This window comes from Sinomicrobium halophytocola (genome assembly GCF_052983395.1).
Window position 1 is genome coordinate 56,418 of record NZ_JBRKIT010000024.1, and the last position, 18,705, is coordinate 75,122.

Genomic DNA, 18,705 nt, shown 5'->3' on the forward strand with positions numbered 1-18,705 from the left:
GTAATAGGGATGGGAAATTATTTAGAAGGAGAAGTATAAAAAAAGGACAAAACAGTGTTAACTTCACTTGTTTTGCCCTTTATCTTATTCGGGGGATAATCCGGTTAACGCAATTCCGCCTGTAATTGTTTTTCAAAAGCCTCGCGGAATTTCTCCATGATCTTATCTACCTGTTTATCCGTAAGGGTTTTGTTTTCGTCCCGGAAAACAAAGCTCACGGCATAGGATTTTTTGCCTTCCGGAAGTTTATCTCCTTCGTAAACGTCAAACAGGTTGACATTTTTAAGCAGACTGTTTTCGGTTTGTCTTGCGGTGGTATAGATATCACTGAATTTTACCGAAGTATCCAGCAAAAGGGCAAAATCTCTCCGTACTTCCGGGAATTTCGGAATTTCGGTGTATTTTACGCCGGAAGTTTGCAGGTGTTCCAGGATGTTGTCCCAGTAAAAATCGGCATAAAACACTTCTTGCTTAATGTCGAATGCTTTCAGGATATCTGTCCGAACCACTCCAATATCCACGAGCTTTATTTTATCCGTATTAAAGGTGATCCCTTCGGAAAAGATATCGTTCTTTACGGGGGTAAATTTCATTTCTCCGAAACCAAGACGTTCCAATATGGCGGTTACAATGCCTTTTGCGTGGAAGAAACCGGTTTTATCGGCTGTCGTATTCCAGCTTTCTTCGCTCTTGTTTCCGGTAAAGAACAGGGCGAGGTGTTTGTTTTCAACGCGTTCTTCGCCAAACCGGTGATAAGATTTTCCGAATTCAAACAGTTTTAAATCACCTCGTTTGCGGTTTATGTTATAAGCAATTGCTTCCAGTCCGGAGAAGAGCAATGTCCTTCGCATGATAGACAAGTCATTACTCAGCGGGTTGAGCATCGTGACGTTGTTTTCTTCTTTTATTTTGTCGGACAGCGCATTATATCCGGGGGAGGTCAGGGAGTTGGCCATGATCTCAAAAAAGCCCCTGGCTACAAGCAGGTCTGCTATTTTATTCTGTATTTTGTAATCCTCGAACCTGGAAGAATTGGATACGGAAGCATTCAGTTTTTCCCCGAATTTTATATTGTTATATCCGTATACCCTTAATATCTCTTCTATGACATCGGCTTCCCGTTGTACGTCTACACGGTAGGAGGGGATGGTAAGGCCCATACCGGCTTCTGTAATATTGTTTACTTTGATCTCCAGCGAACTGAGAATAGATTTTATCACTTCCTCGGGCAGGTTCTGGCCGATAAGACGATTGATCTTTTCATAGTGAAGGAATACCTGGAAATCTTCAAACTTTTTAGGGTAAAGATCTACCACATCACTGGTGATCTCTCCCCCGGCTACTTCCTGGATGAGCAGTGCAGCCCTGCGAAGGGCATATTCTACGGTATTGATGTCAATACCTCTTTCGAAACGGAACGATGCATCGGTGCTGAGTCCGTGTCGTTTTGCCGACTTACGGATAGAAACCGGGTTAAAGTAGGCGCTTTCCAGGAAAATACTCGTGGTATTCTCGTTAACCCCGGAATGAACCCCTCCGAAAACCCCGGCTATACACATCGGTTTTTCCGCATCGCAGATCATCAGGTCTTCCGGGCTGAGTTCTCGTTCCACATCATCAAGGGTAGTGAATTTCGTACCCGGTTCTGCTGTTTTAACGATGATCTTGTTTCCGGCTATTTTTGCCGCATCAAAGGCATGGAGCGGTTGTCCCAGTTCATGGAGTACGTAATTGGTGGCATCCACAATGTTGTTTTTAGGGGTGATACCGATAGCTTTCAACCGGTTCTGAAGCCATTGCGGGGATGGCATAACTTTGAGACCGGATATGGTAACTCCCGCGTAGCGCGGCGTAAGTTTCTTATCCATGACCTCTACATCTATCCGCAACGTCCTGTTATCTACCCGGAAGCTACTGACCGAAGGCGTTATCATTTCCAGATGAATGTCCTGTTGTATCAGTCCCGCACGCAGGTCCCTTGCCACACCGAAGTGGCTCATAGCATCAGCCCGGTTGGGAGTAAGGCCTATTTCAAAAACAATATCGTCTTCGACCTTAAATAGCTCACTGCACAGTGTTCCGGGTACCAGGCTTTCATCCAGTACCATAATGCCATCGTGACTTTTCCCCAGGCCGAGCTCATCTTCCGCACAGATCATCCCGTGGGATTCTTCTCCCCGGATCTTCCCTTTTTTGATCTTCCAGGGTTCTCCTTTGTCATCGTAGAGTGTGGTCCCTATGGTAGCTACGGGGACTTTCTGTCCTTCTGCTACATTGGGAGCCCCACATACGATCTGTACCGGTTCGCCATTACCCAAATCTACTTTGGTTACTTTAAGCCTGTCTGCATTGGGGTGTTTTTCGCAGGATAACACATGGCCTACCACAACACCTCTCAGTCCGCCTTTTACCGATTGAAAAGGTACGATACCTTCTATCTCCAGGCCGAGATCCGTAAGGAGTTCCGCGGTTTTCTCCGCTTCCCAGTCCAGTTTAATGAACTGCTTAAGCCAGTTGTAGGATATTTTCATCTATTTTGAAATTTGTAGCTTACAGGTTAACCGGTAGGTGAATGAAGTCTTATCCCTATTTTCTTCTTCTACCGAAGCGCAAAGATAATAGTTATGAAATTCCTATAAAAGTGATCTTTGCTGAATAATGTCGGAGCGTTGGTTCGTTGGGGAGTTGGGAGTTTTTTAGCAGGGAGTTTATTGGCTGCGGATGTCAATGTGTTAAACCTGTAAGCCGGTGGCTTCGGTACAACAGCCTGCGGCTGTCACTCAGCCACCTCTGTTTCTGGTTTTGCAACCTGCAATCAGGAACCTGTAACCTACAACCTCCCCTAAGTTAACCAATAGCCGGAAGTACGAGCGACCATAAGAACGTGGTGAAAAACGATACCAGTATCCCGATTCCCAGGATTTTATTGGCCAGGGGAGGATTGAGGTTGTGGTCGATAGCGATGATAGCCCCGGTGACCATTGGCGCCATAGAAGCTTCGAAAACGCTGACCTGGGCGGTAAGTCCTTTGAAGGAAAAGAGCAGGCATATGGCGAAAAGGAACAGGGGAGCAAGAACGAGTTTATAGGATAAGGCAAAAGTGATAAGCCCACGGTCGGTCTTCCAGTCTTTCAGGGGAAGTTGCATACCAACGGAAAAAAGGGCGAGTGGTACCAGGGTAACGGCCAGCGCATCCAATACCGGTAGTATGGGGTCGAAAGAGAAGAACCGCGGTAGTATAAAAGCCAGGATAAAAGCTACGAAAGGAGGGAAGGAGAATATTTTCGTTATAGTGGCACGCGGGTGAAAACTGCCGCCATTGGATGCTTTTATGGCGGTGAAAATGGCCAGGGTGGAGATGATGATAAAAGTTACCTGGTCGTAAAACACAGCTATGGGAAGCCCTTTGTCTCCGAAATAAGCCTGTGTAAGCGGAAACCCGATGAACGAAGAATTTCCGAGTCCGGCAGTCAGTAACAAAACGGCTTTGGTTTCCTTGTCCAGAGTATGAACCCGGTTCAATACCCGGATACAAAGATATGCCCCCGTCCATACGACTACAGGCATAAGCAGCGGAAGTAACAATTCTTCCGTCCACTCCATTTGCGGCAGGTACTTCAGCGCCACGGCGGGCAGGGCAATATTGATCAGCCAGGCATTGACCGATTTAAAACTGTCCGGGGGCAGTGCTTTATAACGTTTTACAAGGATGCCGGAGAGGATACATACGGCAATAAGAATAAAATTGGTCATGTGCCGGTTAGTTGTGTTTATTGGTCTCAGTTTGTGGTTTAACGATGCAATTTATTACAGCGACTTTAGTTTCTATACATTTCAGCCACGAATGCACGGATATATTCATGGTTTTTTACAATTATTCGTGTATCCGTGGCCAAACAGACTTTCAGTCTGCGACAAACCGATGGACCTCAAGTCCGATAGCGGTTTAGTTGAAGGGCAAAGATAGGAGGTATGATGAAATAGATCAGGAAATATCGGTAAATTCAGACGATAGTTTCTATATGTACGGATTATTTTTTTAAATTTGTACGTATAAGTAAAAGTGGGATGAGATGGATACTAAATTGACATTAAAGCTTAATCAGGAAGTTATTGAAAGGGCGAAAAAATACGCTGCGGATAAAAAACTCAGTCTTTCGCGGATTGTAGAATTTTATTTGCAATCTCTTACCTCCGAAAATAAAAATGATGATATTGAAATTTCTCCTTTTGTAAAAAGTATTTCCACGGGCACGAGCATTCCGGAAAACCTGGATTATAAAAAGGAATATTCGGATTATCTGCTAAAAAAATATAAATGAAACCGACATGATTAAAACACAAACATGCTGATTGTTTTAATCGTCAAACCAGTGGAGGTTCCATCCTCAATGTTTAGGGACAGGCAGTGACCGTTAAGAGACTGTCTAAGTTTTATCCTTTGGCTCTTTTACGCGTCTTTTTCCGCCATACTTCAGCTATTTTTCATCGCGTAGCTATGGCTATGTGCCTCAAAATACCTTCGCCTGACGAAAAAATACACTATAAAATATTCCAAAAACAAAATTTAGACAGTCTCTAAAAAAGCAATAAAAACACACATGAAAAAGAGGATTTTTATCGATACGAATGTAATGCTCGATTTTCTTGGGGAGAGGCAACCGTTTTACGAAAATGCTGCCAGGTTGGCAACACTTGCTGATAAAGGAAAATTAAAAATAGTGGTTTCTCCGATTTCATTTGCTACGGTAAATTATTTTCTTGCCAAGTTTGAAACACCGGAAATTGCCAAAGAGAAACTTAGAAAGTTTAAAATTATCAGCGATATCTGCAGGTTAGATGAGCACACCATAGAAAAAGGACTGAACTCTTCTTTTAAAGATTTTGAAGATGCTCTTCAATACTTTTGTGCTATTGATGCTGATTGTGAAATTATTATTACAAGAAACGGAAAAGACTTTAAAGAATCTTTAATTCCGGTAATGACAGCAGGAGAATATTTGAGCAGTATTCGGAAAAAATAATCGACAGAAAAAGAAAAAAAGCCTTATAAAGACAGATTCCCGCTTATTACGCGAGTTATCTTTTGTAGTTTTTTGTATTTACTTTATATTACCGCTAAAATCTGCCCTTCGGCTTTGCCAGGGACCTGGAACCTGAAACCTGGAATCAAATATTTACCACCCCATTTGTTCTTTTTTAGCAAAAAAGGGCAGCTTTGTGTATTTTAGCCACCAATCCAAAGCAATTCCTTTTCCATGAGTTCACCTTTATCGGTCTATCAAAATAATATCAGTCAATATAAAGAAACCTTAAACAAGGTAAAAAAACAGTTACTGGTCTCCAGTATGTTCCGACTGGCGGTGTTTTTGCTTTTTGTATTCCTTATGTACAGTTTCTTTGGCAATACCAGGCTTATGATGGGGTGTATCCTTGCGGGAATTGCCATTTTTCTCTTCCTGGTATCCCGGCATACCAACCTGCAACAAAGAAAACAGAAATTGCAGGAACTTATGGCACTTAATGAAACGGAGATAGAAGTATTGCATCGCCGTTTCGATCACCTGCCGGACGGCAGGGAATTTAAAGATGCCGCACATGCGTTCAGCCAGGATATCGATCTTTTTGGCAACCGTTCGTTTTTTCAATACCTGAACCGTACGGCACTGGTATCTGGCAAGCACAAACTGGCAGCATTCCTGACATCTAATAATATACATGGAATCCCTCAAAAACAGGAAGCTATCCGGGAACTGGCGGGAAAGATAAAATTCCGCCAGGAATTTACCGCTATTTCACGGATCATAAAAACAGAGACGTCCTCCCGGGTTATTACGGACTGGCTGAAAAATTACCGGACCTTTGTTCCTTCGTTAATGCGATGGTTGCCAATGGTCTTTTCCGTAATATCCGCCTGCCTGGTTGCCCTGTATTTCCTGGACTTTGTTTCGGGATATCCCATTTTTATATTTTTTCTCCTCGGGTTGGCAATTACCACCACCAGACTGAAAAAGATCAATGAACTTTCTGTGCATGTCACTGAAGTACAGGATACTTTTCATCAGTATCATCAGTTGCTTGCAGTTATCGAAAAAGAGGAATTTTCATCGGAGCTGCTTCGGGGGCGGCAGGAGCAGATTAAAGAATCGTCCAGGGAAGCTTCGGCTGTTTTGAGACAGTTTGCAAAAACCATAGATGCCCTGGACCAGCGGAACAACTTAATTTTTGGGGCTTTAGGCAACGGTTTTCTGTTGTGGGACCTGAACCAGTGCTATAAGCTGGAAAAATGGATAACCGCTTACCGGGATAAAGTGAGTGACTGGTTTGAAGTTATTCATTTTACGGATGCCTTTAATTCCCTTGGGAATTTTGCTTTTAATCATCCGGATTACGTTTTCCCCGATACTACTTCCGGAGATCATATTTTGAAGGCTACCAGGGCCGTGCATCCCCTGATTGATCCTGCCGAAGCCGTGAAAAACGATTACATTATCAGAAAAGAAGAATTTTTTATTATTACCGGGGCGAATATGGCAGGAAAAAGTACGTTTTTACGAACGGTTTCCCTACAGATCGTCATGGCCAATGCCGGGCTTCCGGTTTGTGCGGATGCCTGTGAATACACGCCCGTAAAGCTCATCACCAGCATGCGTACGGTAGATTCCCTGGCAGACGAAGCCTCGTATTTCTACGCGGAACTGAGCCGGTTGAAATTTATAGTGGATGCTATTAAGAAAGAGGACTATTTTATTGTGCTGGACGAAATATTAAAAGGAACCAACAGCACGGATAAAGCTATTGGTTCCCGGAAGTTTGTCGAAAAACTGGTAGCTTCTCATGCGACGGGTATTATTGCAACTCATGATCTGAGCCTTTGTGAAGTGGCGGACAACATCCCGCAGGTGAAAAATTACTATTTCGATGCCGAAATCGTCAGTGACGAATTGTATTTCGATTATAAATTCAAAGAAGGTATCTGCCGGAATATGAACGCGTCTTTCCTGCTCCGGAAAATGGAGATTGTGGATGATTAAGAGACTGTCTTAAGTCATATTATATTTCGGTTACAATTTAAAATCAGGCTTCAGTTTGTGCTTCTCAGTTACATACCACCGCTCATCTGGCTTATTTCGGAATAGCTGATTTCTTTATATCCTTCGGGAATACTGTAATCAAAACCAGATGCATTCACACCGCCTTCTTTGATCTCTGTAGCTTCGAAAGTGAGATGGGCATCCGGGGTCTGCATGGTATAGGCCAATGGCAACCCATTGATACCTTTCATGTTGATGTTCCCCAGGCCGTCGATAGATACGGGTTTTATAGCTTCCGTATAATACACTTCCAGTTCCATCCCTTCTTTTGTCGTAGCGATCGCTTTTTTACAGGAATATCCCAGGATGTCTTTAGTCCCATCGGTCAGTTCTACTTTCTCTACTTCAAATTCTTTGTTCTTTTTGATCAGGTCATCATAATCGTCCGGGGTAACCTTGGCGGCCATTTTCTGCCCGAAGAACTCCATCAGGACCAGGCCGGTGCGGTTTTCCGAATTGATAAGGCTTTCCATGTTCATGTTCATTCCCATAGCGTTCATGACCATGGCGGTTTTGGCTTCCTTGCCGGAGATATGAAATACCAGGTCGGCATCCATGGTGATTTCCCCGGCTTGCGGGTCCTGTGCCTTGGTGGTCATTTTATAGGTAATAACCCCGTTGTCAAAAGCTTTTTGGGCACATACTGCGGTCAGTCCCAAGACAAATGCCGCAATAAAGAATAGGTGTTTCAGTCTGTTGTTCATGTCGAATGGTTATAAAGAACTCGTTTAAACCTTTTTGATTGAAGCGAAAAAGTTTAAATAAGTTCAGAATGTAAATATACAATACGGATTTACATAATCCGGATTCAGGGAAAGAATATTCCTGATTTTCTGACATCGTTTCTTTCAGGGAAAAGGAAAAGAAGTCTGTAGCAGTTATTTACTTTCTATACATATTAGCCACGGATACACGGATAATTTTAAGGTAATTATTCATATATCCGTGGCGAGACAGACTTTCAGTCCGATATATTTCCCGGCTTTGATCAAAATAACAGTTTTGACTGGTTTTCAGACATCTTCCGGTATCGTTATTTTTTGTGCTTGTCAAACCAGGACAATACGGCGGCAACTTTGCTTACCAGGTTACTCGGTCTGGATGTGATACCGTGTGAAGCCCCGGGTATACGGACCATGGCAGCGTCTACCTTACGGAGTTTAAGGGCCGTATAGAACTGTTCGGATTCGGGTATAGGTGTGCGGAAATCCGATTCTCCTGTGAGTAACATGGTTGGAGTGGTTACATTGCCAACATAGGAAAGTGGAGATCGTTTGAGGTACGGCTCCGGGTTATCCCATGGAAATTCCCCGAACCAGTATTTGGCAAAGTATGCGGGATTATCGGCGTATAATACAAAGCTGTACCAGTTGATCACCGGTTTGGCCACCACGGCCGCAGTAAAACGATCGGTGTGCCCTACGATCCATGCCGTAAGCACCCCGCCGCCACTTCCGCCGGTGACAAACAGGTTGTCCGTATCTATATATCCTTTTTTGATCACTTCGTCCACACCGCTCATCAGGTCGTCATAGTCGTGGTTCGGGTAATCGTGGTGTATGAGGTTACCGAATTCCTCGCCGTAACTGGTACTTCCCCTCGGGTTGGTATATAACACCACATAACCCTGTGCGGCATACATTTGTATCTCGGCGGAAAAAACGGAACCATAGCTGGTAAAAGGCCCGCCGTGGATTTCGAGGATCAGGGGGTATTTTTTGTTCGGATCAAAATCCGGCGGGGTAACAATCCATCCCTGTATGTCCTTCCCGTCAAAAGAAGATTTATACCATATTTCTTTTACGTCCCCCAGTTTTTTATAATCGAAAACATCTTTATTCACCTCCGTCAACCGGGACGATTTTTTTTCGTTGAAGACAGCCAGGTCGGCCGGGTGCTGTGTTCCGCCCAGCGTATACGCGATGGTCCCGTTGGAGGAAACAGAAAAATCGGCTGCATTATACGGGCGTCCCAATGTGAGTCCGCCTGCGCCTTCCACCAGGGTTTTTACTTTGCCGTTCAAATCTATGCTGCCTATTTTGGTATCGCCTTTTTCATCGTACTGGAAATAGAGGGATTTACCGTCCTTAGCCCAGTAAATATTTCGCACATCCCGGTCAAAATCGCCGGAAATGAGTTTTGGTGAAGAACCGTCACTGTTCATGGTGTATAACCTGGTCATCTGGTAGCCCATATAACGTTCGTCATTCCCCAGGTAAGCGATGGTTTTTCCGTCGGGAGAGATCACAGGATTCCTGTCCGGCCCTTTCCTTGCGGTCAGGGTATCTATGGTCCCGGCATTTATGGAAATACGATAAATTTCGCTGTTATTGGGTTCGTATTCCCGGTCGTTGTGCAGGTTAGCGGCAAAGAGCAGGTGCTTACCGTCTTTGTCCCAAACGGGAGAACCGTAATTCAAATCCCCCGAAGTCAGTTGCCGCGGTGTCCCGCCGGTGACAGGTAATGTGAAAATATGGGAATATCCTTCTTTGAGATACCCGGAGCCGTCAGCGCGATATTTCAGGTCATCGATATATTTGGGCGGGTCGTTCCATTTGGCGCCTTCCGGTTTTTCGGGGAGTTTAATGGCCGTTTGTTTTTTGCGGGAAGGTATGAACATGCTAAAGGCCAGGTAGCTGTCGTCCCGGGAAAAACTAACGTTTCCGGGAGTGGTTGTACCATTGGTCAGCTTTATTTCTTCCCCGTTATCCGGCCGGTGCAGATACAGCTGTGTTTTACCATCCTTGTTGGATTTATAAACCACTATTTTGCTGTTGTGCGACCATACCGGTTGTGTATCGCTATAGTTGCCTGTGGTTAACGGCCTGTTATGGCTCCCGTCCGCATTCATTATCCAGAGATTGGACAGGTTTTTGTCCGTCATAATATCGGAAAAGTGCCGTACGTAAACGATTTTCTTCCCGTCCGGGGATATGGCGGGACTGGAAATGTATTCCAGGTTAAAGACATCAATGAGCTCCAGTTTGTCGGATACTTGGGCGAAGATCGTATGGCATCCTAAAAGCAGGGGTAGCAGGAATTTTATTTTCATAGTATGGACAGTTAATGAATTTGAAGTTAGTTTTACCAAAATACAAATTTTACACGTGATAGAGCCACCTAAAAAGAGAAGTAACAGGAAAATTGAAAAAATCACTTTTTATCTCCCGGTAAAATGCATATTATATTGCGATATATTCCGTATTTCCGGGGATATTTAATTTTTTTACCCTGCGTAAAACTCTTAAATTGTCCGTATCTTTAAGCTATTAATAGCTCTTTTTGATATGGAATATATAGATTACTATAAAGAACTCGGGCTTGACAAGAATGCTACCCGGGAGGATATAAAAAAGGCCTATCGCAAACTGGCGCGTAAATATCACCCGGACCTGAACCCGAATGATAAGGAGGCACAACAAAAATTTCAGCGCATTAATGAAGCTAATGAAGTTCTGGGAGACCCCGAGAAACGCAAAAAATACGACCAGTACGGTAAAGACTGGGAACATGCGGAGGCTTTTGAAGAGGCTAAGCGGAGGCAACAACAATCCGGCCAGGCTGGTGGTTCCAGACCCGGTGCAGGGCAGAGGCAGTATACTTACACCGGCGGAGACGCCGAAGACTTTTCCGATTTTTTCGAATCCATGTTCGGAGGGACAGCCGGAAGGGGAAGCCGCAGGACGGCCGGTTTCCGCGGACAGGATTTCAATGCGGAACTCCACCTGGACCTCCGCGAAGTATATACCACCCATAAACGTACACTGACGGTGAACGGTAAAAACATACGACTTACCATACCTGCGGGAGTAGAGAACGGGCAAACTATTAAAATTGCCGGTCACGGGGGAGAGGGGATTAACGGCGGACCGAAGGGAGACCTTTACATCACTTTTGTAATCAATAACAATACGGGGTTCCGAAGGGAAGGGAACGATCTCTATTCTGATACAGACCTGGATCTTTATACCGCAATGCTGGGGGGCGAAATAACCGTGTCTACCTTTGAGGGCAAAGTGAAACTAAAAGTAAAACCGGAGACCGAAAACGGAACGAAGATAAAGTTAAAGGGGAAAGGTTTCCCGGTTTATAAAAAAGAAGGAAACTTTGGCGATCTGTTCCTTACGTATAACATCAGGATCCCGAAACAGCTTACGGCGGAAGAGAAAAAATTATTTGAGGAACTTCAAAAACAGAGATCATGAACCAGGAAGAATTAATATCGATCACCACTTTTTGTACGTCTCATAAAATAGAGGTAACCTTTATTCGTCAACTGGCGGCTTATGATCTTGTGGAGATCGTAAACCGGGACAAAGAAGAATTTTTGTACAGCGGCCATCTGCCCACTGTGGAAAAACTGATACGGTTACATTACGACCTGGAGATCAATTTAGAAGGATTAAATGCCGTGCACCACCTGTTACAGCGCATAGATGAACTGCAAAACGAAGTAAGACGCCTCAGGAACAGGAGTTTTTAATCTCATTATGGGGCTAATTCCCCGATGTTCTGCATTGAAACGGGCTAAGGTTTGTTCGTTTGCAACGGGCATCCATTGTCCTCCTATCCCTTTCTACAATAAACAAGGCAAAGGATTAACTTATGTAATTCCAGATATTTTTATGTTTGCTCAGTTGCCCGTAAGTATACCGTATGATCTTATTTTCTTCCGCGGCCAGGGAAGGGTCACGTTTTAGCAATTGCAGTGCATAGTAGCGTGCGGCTTTGAGTATCTGGTTGTCTTTTACGATATCGGCTATTTTGAGATGCAGCACCCCGCTTTGCTGGGTTCCCATAATATCTCCGGGGCCGCGGAGTTTAAGGTCGACCTCCGCTATTTCAAAACCGTCGTTGGTCCGGGTCATGGTTTCCAGGCGGGTTTTGGAATCGTTGGAGAGTTTGTGCCCCGTCATCAATATACAATAACTCTGCTCTGCTCCGCGGCCCACCCTTCCGCGAAGCTGGTGCAACTGGGATAAACCGAAACGTTCGGCACTTTCTATAATCATTACGGAGGCATTCGGGACGTTCACACCTACTTCGATCACCGTAGTGGCCACCATGATCTGCGTTTCCCCCCGTACAAAACGGTCCATTTCATAATCCTTATCGGCAGGTTTCATCTGTCCGTGTACTATGGATATCTGGTATTCCGGTTTGGGAAATTCCCGTTCTATACTGGCATAGCCGTCCATCAGGTCCTTATAGTCCATTTTTTCGGATTCCTGGATCAGCGGATATACCACATAAACCTGCCGGCCTTTTGCAATCTCTTCTTTAAGGAAACGAAATACTTTCAACCGGTTACTGTCAAAACGATGGACGGTTTTCACTGGTTTTCGCCCCGGGGGGAGTTCGTCGATCACCGAAATGTCGAGGTCGCCGTAAAGGCTCATGGCCAATGTGCGGGGAATGGGTGTGGCGGTCATCACCAGGATATGCGGCGGAATGGTGTTTTTATGCCATAACTTGGCCCGCTGGGCCACACCAAAACGGTGCTGTTCATCAATAACGGCCAGTCCCAGGTTGTGGAATTTCACTTTGTCTTCCAGCAGGGCATGTGTGCCCACAAGAATATGTAATTCTCCGCTGCGGAGTTGCTCGTGTATTTCCGTTCGGACTGAAGTTTTTGTTGAACCTGTGAGTATTTTTATATTTATCCCCAGGTCCTTAACCAATTCTTCAATACCGTTGAAGTGTTGTGTTGCGAGTATCTCTGTCGGTGCCATGATACAAGCCTGGAAACCATTGTCCAGGGCAAGCAGCATAGCCATAAGGGCAACAATGGTCTTTCCCGAACCTACATCACCCTGAAGCAGTCGGTTCATCTGTGCCCCGGTGCCCAGGTCGTGCCGGATCTCCCGGATAACCCTTTTCTGTGCCCCGGTGAGGGAGAAAGGCAGGTGATCGTCATAAAAGCTGTGAAAATGCTCGCCTACGCGGTCAAAAACATAACCCTTGATCTTTTGTTTCCGTATCAGGTTTTTTATCAGGAGTTGCAGTTGAATGTAAAACAGTTCTTCAAACTTTAACCGGTACTGTGCTTTGGCCAGGAGTTCCTGGCTTTTCGGGAAGTGAATATTAAAGAGGGCAGACTGTTTGGATACGAGGTTTAATTCCCCCAGAAGGGAAGGGGATAAGGTTTCGGCGAACCTGCCACCCGTTTCTGTAAATAACTGTTGCATCAGCTTGTTGATGACCCGGTTGGTAATCCCTTTGTTCGCCAGCTTTTCGGTTGACGGATAGACGGGCTGCATGGCGGTGCGAAGGCTGCTTTCGTGTTCCGTAAGCAGTTCCATCTCCGGATGAGGCATGGAAAAGAGATGCCCTATGCGGTTGCAACGGCCAAAAATCACATAAGGTGTATTGATACGTATACTTTCGCGTATCCATTTATGTCCGCGAAACCATACCAGTTCCATTTCTCCCGTGTCGTCCACAAATGTAGCCACAAGTCGTTTTCCACGTTTCTGTTCTACTGTTTTGAGGTGAACAATTTTGCCTATAACCTGCACTTCCGATGTGTTTTCCTGTAGTTCGCGTATCTTGTAATACCGGGTGCGGTCTATATACCGGTTAGGGAACAGGTTAATCAGGTCCTGGTAGGTATGAATACCCAGTTCGCCACGGAGCAGGTCGGCACGGTTGGGCCCGACACCTTTCAGGTAATCGATAGGAGTTTGCAACAGGTTAGGATTCATAAGGACGAAGATAATTAATAAACCTTAAATGTATATACCGGGATGGGACGGATCAGGTATAAAAGTTGTGGCGTTTTTTTAGTTGGTAGTTCCTGATTATAGTGAATAAAAAAAATATTACACGGAGATGCGCAAAGAAAACACAGAGGTGCACGGAGCAATTGTACTTTGTGGCCGCTCTGTGAAGCTTTGTATTGCTAATACCTGTTCTTCGGCTTTGTTAAGGAATCTGTAACCCCGGGTGGCTTCGGTACATCCGAACATAGTTCGGGACACTCAGCCACCTCGCTTTGTGCCTAAATCTGCTCTTCGGCATCAACATAACCTGTAACTTGTAACCTGGAACCTGCAATTTCCCCCTGTTAATTCCGCCTGAAATATTTTCGGATTGGCGCCGAATATGTAATTTAGGGCACAGCTTACGAAATTCCGTATATGAAGAAGTGCCTGTTGTGTTTCATGTTGTTCCTCAATGGTTTGTGCATTCTTGCGCAACAGACCGAAAATATCGATTTCATCCGTGCAGGAGGGGATATTACTATCGATCCGTACAAAAGAGAAGTTACGGGTAACATAACCTATTTTTTCAATGTATTGCACCCGGTGGATTCTTTCTACATCGACGCCCGGAAAATGATGTTCGATAAGGTAAAACTCAATGGAAAAGAAGTGAAGTTTCGCAATGATGATTCCAGATTGTGGATCCTTTCCTTACAGGATACCTCAAGGCAAAACAGATTGAGTTTCTCCTACAAGGCGGTTCCGGAAAAGGCCATGTATTTTACCGGGTGGGATACCGAAGGGACTATTAAGCAGGTATGGACACAAGGCCAGGGGAGATATACAAGCAACTGGTTCCCGTCGTTTGATGATGTCAACGAAAAGGTGGAATTTGATTTGTCCGTTATTTTTGATAAAGAGTATAAAGTTTTGGCTAATGGTCTGTTGAAAGACATTAAAAGAGCAGATAGTTTAACTATCTGGAAATACGATATGCAGCACCCGATGAGCAGTTATCTCCTTGCCGTTGCCATAGGGAAGTACGATATGATACGGGATATTTCCCGGGGCGGTGTACCCATGGAAATGTATTATTACCCGGAAGATAAAAATAAGGCGGAACCTACCTACCGGGATACCAAAAAAATATTTGACTTTCTGGAAGCGGAAATAGGTGTGGCCTATCCGTGGCAAACGTACAAACAGGTACCCGTACGTGATTTTTTGCATGCCGGTATGGAGAACACTACGCTCACCCTGTTTGCCGATACGTTTGTAGTAGATTCCATAGCGTATAACGACCGGAATTATCTCAATGTGAATGCCCATGAATTGGCTCACCAGTGGTTCGGGGATATGGTGACGGCCCGGAGCAATGAGCACCACTGGTTACAGGAAGGTTTTGCTACTTACTATGCTCTCCTGGCGGAACGGGAGGTTTTCGGGGAAGATTATTACTATTGGATACTGTACAAATCGGCCGAGACCCTTGCGGAGCAATCGGAAAACGGGAAAGGAGAAGCTGTGCTGAATGCCGGGGCGAGCAGCCTTACTTTTTACGAAAAAGGGGCTTTCGTATTGCATTGCTTGAGAGAAACAGTAGGAGACGAGGCATTCCGCCGGGGAATACGGCAATACCTGGAAAAGCATAAATATGGCAACGTCGTTACTTCTGACTTTATGAATGAAGTAGAGGAAATATCCGGTAAAAATCTTTCCCATTTTACGGACCGGTGGCTTCGGGACAGTGTATTCCCCCGGGAGGAAGCCATGACCTCGTTGCGGAAAAACGCCTTTATCCGGGTGTACATTGACCTGAAAGAAGGAAAAACAGATAAAGAAAAACAGGAAGAGCTGCTGGCTTCCGATATCTATTATCCCGTAAAAGAAGAGATAATTTTTCAAAGGAACCGGGATTCGGTAGCGGAGGACCGGAACAGAGAGTTATTCCGCACGGGAGATCTGCATGTAAGGCAGGCCCTGGCGCTGAGCCTGGACTCCATTCCGGTATCGCTGAAAACGGAATACGAATCTCTTTTATCCGATCCCAGTTATGTTACGGTAGAAAATGCCCTGGTAAAATTGTGGATGAATTTCCATGAAGATGCTCCCGTTTACCTGGATAAAACGGCCAATACGGAAGGCTTTTCGGGAAAGAACATCCGTATTTTATGGCTGGCACTTGCTTTATCCCTTCCTTCCTATCCCGCCGGAAGCGAAGCGGATGTCATTCGTCAGAAAATGGCGTGGAAAGCGGAGTTAGCCGGGTATACCTCGCCGTGCTATTCCTATGAAACAAGGCAAAATGCCTTTGCCATCCTGCATCAGATAGGGCTGCTTGGGGAAGAAGAGGTGCTGGAAAACCTGGTCAAAGCCTGCGTACACCGTACCTGGAATTTTGCTCAAAGCTCAAGAGAGCTACTGAAGAACCTTCTGGAAAATGAAACTTATGTACAGGAGGTCCGGAAATTAATTCCTAAATTGGGTGGGAAAGAAAAGAAGTTTCTGGAAGGGCTGGTACCGGAACAATGATGTTTGAAAAAGGAAGTTTTTAACGAATCGATAACCAATAGTTATACATAATAACCCCAGGATGTAAATCCGCTTGTAACAACCAGTTCATGTTTAAAATCAAAACGACAACCCCGGTCCCATGAGAGCATTAGTCATATCCGGCGGGGGAAGCAAAGGCGCTTTTGCAGGAGGAGTGGCCCAGTTCCTTATTGAAGGTCTGGAGAAAGATTACCAGTTATATCTCGGAACTTCAACGGGAAGCCTTCTGGTATCGCACCTTGCCCTTCGGGAAGTAGAAAAAATAAAGAAGGTATATACCTCGGTAAACCAGGAGAGGATTTTCAGTCATTGTCCTTTTACCATCAAACAAAAATACGGGACCCAGCAAATTGCCATAAACCATTTTGGTGTACTTCGCAATTTTATGAGGGGAAGTAAGACCTTCGGGGAAAGCTATAACCTTCGTGACCTTATCAATAATACCCTCACCCATGAAGAGTTTGACAGACTTAAAGAGCAACGGAAAGACATTGTTGTTACCGTATCCAATCTTTCCCTTAACCAGGTAGAATACAAATCCATTAACGATGTGGACTACGATGAGTTTTGCGAATGGATATGGATATCGTGTAATTACACCCCGTTTATGAGCCTCGTCAGAAAAAACGGGTGCGAATACGCCGATGGCGGGCTGGCAACGATGGTGCCCATAGAGGAAGCGATAAGGAGGGGAGCGAAAGAGATTGATGCCATTATCCTGCAAACGGAAATCAATTATATGAACCGGATGCCCTCGCGTAATGCTTTTGACCTGCTGACTACCATGTTCAGCTTTATGCTGGACAGGATAGAACATCAGAATATAAGAATAGGAAAATTTGTAGCTTCGCACCAGGGGGCAATAATCAATTTTTATTATACCCCGACCGTTTTAACCACAAATTCTCTTATCTTTAACGAAGAAAAAATGACAAAATGGTGGCAAAACGGATATGATTATGCCAGGATGAAAAACCAGGAAACTTCGGAGATCTGATTCGGGCCGGGGGGCGGTGCATAGAAAGAATGGAAAAAGAAGCATAAACAGGAATGTTTTACGTTATTTAACAGGGCCCTTAAAAGTTATTTGTGATTTTAGGGAGGAAAGATTGAGCAACAAACAGTAAAAACAGATGATGAAATGCCTGCAACCGATTTTTCGGACACCAACCAATATGATGATCCGGGCATTACATCTGACCATTGAAAAAATAAATATTAACAGATGAAAGCTTTAGTGATATCCGGAGGTGGAAGCAAGGGGGCTTTTGCGGGGGGTGTAGCACAATATCTTATAGAACACCGGAAAAAGCAATACGATATGTTTGTGGGGACATCAACCGGGAGCTTATTGATTCCTCATCTCGCTGATAACAATATTTCCAAGATATACGATATTTACACTTCCGTCAATCAACGGAAGATATTCAGTAACAATCCCTTTGTCGTTCGTAAAAAGGGCGACCGTGAATATGTGTCCATCAATTACTTTAATGTAATGTGGCAGCTTATAAAGGGAAAACGGACCTTCGGTGAGAGTAAGAACCTGAGGCGCAATATTAAAAAGGACTTCACGGAAGAAGAGTTTCACAGGGTAAAGGAACAAGGGAAAGAGGTTATTATTACCGTATCCAACCTTTCCAAAAACAGGGTAGAGTACAAGTCGATCCACGATTTTAACTATGCCGACTTTTGTGATTGGATATGGATATCCTGCAATTACGTTCCCTTTATGTCCCTGGCCAAGAAGGATGGTTTTGAGTATGCCGACGGCGGACTGGGGTGTGTGGTGCCCATAAGGGAGGCCATTAAAAGAGGAGCTACGGAAGTAGATGCCATTATCCTGGAAGCTGAGAATATGGAGTACAACAAGGTCCTTGGAAAAAATCCCTTTTCACTGATGGTCAACCTTTTTGGTTTTCTGCTCGACCAGGTGGAGTTTCACGATATTGTGGAAGGAAAATTATCCGCGATCAATAAAAACGTAAAATTGAACCTCTATTACACTCCGACCAGGCTGACCGAAAATTCCCTGGTATTCAACAAAAAACTCATGGCTTCCTGGTGGGACCAGGGACTTGTTTATGCTAAAGAGAAACAGGAAAAACTGGAAGAGCAAATGGAGGAAAGGGAAAAAGAGCCTGTAAACGGGGTCTCCAAATCCGTTGCAAAAATATCTTCAACGACAACGGAAGAAAGGCGATTTGATAAAAAATAAGCAAAAAAACATGTGATCCGGAATCGGTGTGCCTGTTGCCAAATAATAAAAATACCGTGTTTGCCTGGAGCATAAATGACATCAATTCCTACGTATTTTCCAAAATGCTTAAAAAAAAGAACCGGAAAATGACTTT

At 44.5% G+C, this 18,705-nt stretch carries 13 protein-coding genes; 8 read left to right on the top strand and 5 right to left on the bottom strand.

The features are described 5' to 3' along the window. Positions 1–104 precede the first annotated feature (104 nt). Both pheT and ACVBDY_RS08085 read right to left on the bottom strand, forming a co-directional pair. Positions 105–2,531 (bottom strand): phenylalanine--tRNA ligase subunit beta, encoded by a 2,427-nt coding sequence (gene pheT, locus ACVBDY_RS08080; RefSeq protein ID WP_447174960.1) that lies wholly within the window; start codon positions 2,529–2,531, stop codon positions 105–107. 316 nt (positions 2,532–2,847) lie between these two features. Then, entirely contained in the window at positions 2,848–3,753 is a 906-nt protein-coding gene (locus tag ACVBDY_RS08085; protein WP_447174961.1) for an AEC family transporter, read from the bottom strand. A 320-nt stretch (positions 3,754–4,073) separates the two neighbouring features. On the opposite strand from ACVBDY_RS08085, the gene ACVBDY_RS08090 reads away from it, so the two are divergent. From ACVBDY_RS08090 to ACVBDY_RS08100, 3 genes are all read left to right on the top strand, one after another. After that, positions 4,074–4,322, top strand: coding sequence for a DUF6364 family protein (locus tag ACVBDY_RS08090; RefSeq protein WP_447174962.1), 249 nt, complete (start codon positions 4,074–4,076; stop codon positions 4,320–4,322). A gap of 279 nt (positions 4,323–4,601) precedes the next feature. Then, positions 4,602–5,024, top strand: coding sequence for a type II toxin-antitoxin system VapC family toxin (locus tag ACVBDY_RS08095; RefSeq protein ID WP_447174963.1), 423 nt, complete (start codon positions 4,602–4,604; stop codon positions 5,022–5,024). Between the two features lie 234 nt (positions 5,025–5,258). After that, on the top strand, positions 5,259–7,034 hold the full coding sequence (locus ACVBDY_RS08100; RefSeq protein WP_447174964.1) for a MutS-related protein: 1,776 nt from the start codon (positions 5,259–5,261) through the stop codon (positions 7,032–7,034). A gap of 68 nt (positions 7,035–7,102) precedes the next feature. Here ACVBDY_RS08100 and ACVBDY_RS08105 read toward each other — a convergent pair whose 3' ends face one another. Both ACVBDY_RS08105 and ACVBDY_RS08110 read right to left on the bottom strand, forming a co-directional pair. Next, on the bottom strand, positions 7,103–7,798 hold the full coding sequence (locus ACVBDY_RS08105) for a DUF4412 domain-containing protein (RefSeq protein ID WP_447174965.1): 696 nt from the start codon (positions 7,796–7,798) through the stop codon (positions 7,103–7,105). 329 nt (positions 7,799–8,127) lie between these two features. Continuing rightward, the gene (locus ACVBDY_RS08110; RefSeq protein ID WP_447174966.1) at positions 8,128–10,146 is read right to left on the bottom strand and encodes a S9 family peptidase; all 2,019 of its coding nucleotides are present in this window, start codon (positions 10,144–10,146) and stop codon (positions 8,128–8,130) included. A gap of 235 nt (positions 10,147–10,381) precedes the next feature. On the opposite strand from ACVBDY_RS08110, the gene ACVBDY_RS08115 reads away from it, so the two are divergent. Together ACVBDY_RS08115 and ACVBDY_RS08120 are read left to right on the top strand one after the other, a co-directional pair. Continuing rightward, positions 10,382–11,299 carry a DnaJ C-terminal domain-containing protein gene (locus ACVBDY_RS08115; protein ID WP_447174967.1) on the top strand — a complete coding sequence of 306 codons (918 nt, stop codon included), beginning with the start codon at positions 10,382–10,384 and terminating at the stop codon, positions 11,297–11,299. After that, the gene (locus ACVBDY_RS08120) at positions 11,296–11,577 is read left to right on the top strand and encodes a chaperone modulator CbpM (RefSeq protein ID WP_447174968.1); all 282 of its coding nucleotides are present in this window, start codon (positions 11,296–11,298) and stop codon (positions 11,575–11,577) included. Before ACVBDY_RS08115 ends, ACVBDY_RS08120 begins: the two co-directional genes overlap by 4 nt. Before the next feature lie 115 nt (positions 11,578–11,692). On the opposite strand, the gene recG is transcribed toward ACVBDY_RS08120, so the two are convergent. Further along, positions 11,693–13,798 carry an ATP-dependent DNA helicase RecG gene (recG, locus tag ACVBDY_RS08125; RefSeq protein ID WP_447174969.1) on the bottom strand — a complete coding sequence of 702 codons (2,106 nt, stop codon included), beginning with the start codon at positions 13,796–13,798 and terminating at the stop codon, positions 11,693–11,695. Between the two features lie 435 nt (positions 13,799–14,233). On the opposite strand from recG, the gene ACVBDY_RS08130 reads away from it, so the two are divergent. The 3 genes from ACVBDY_RS08130 to ACVBDY_RS08140 all read left to right on the top strand — a co-directional run bounded on the left by ACVBDY_RS08130 (position 14,234) and on the right by ACVBDY_RS08140 (position 18,569). Then, positions 14,234–16,330: a M1 family metallopeptidase gene (locus ACVBDY_RS08130; RefSeq protein ID WP_447174970.1), complete on the top strand. Its 2,097-nt coding sequence runs from the start codon at positions 14,234–14,236 to the stop codon at positions 16,328–16,330. Between the two features lie 121 nt (positions 16,331–16,451). Next, entirely contained in the window at positions 16,452–17,348 is an 897-nt protein-coding gene (locus ACVBDY_RS08135) for a patatin-like phospholipase family protein (RefSeq protein WP_447174971.1), read from the top strand. Positions 17,349–17,576: 228 nt separating this feature from the next. Next, complete coding sequence (locus ACVBDY_RS08140; protein WP_447174972.1) at positions 17,577–18,569, top strand: patatin-like phospholipase family protein; 993 nt, start codon at positions 17,577–17,579, stop codon at positions 18,567–18,569. Positions 18,570–18,705 lie beyond the last annotated feature (136 nt).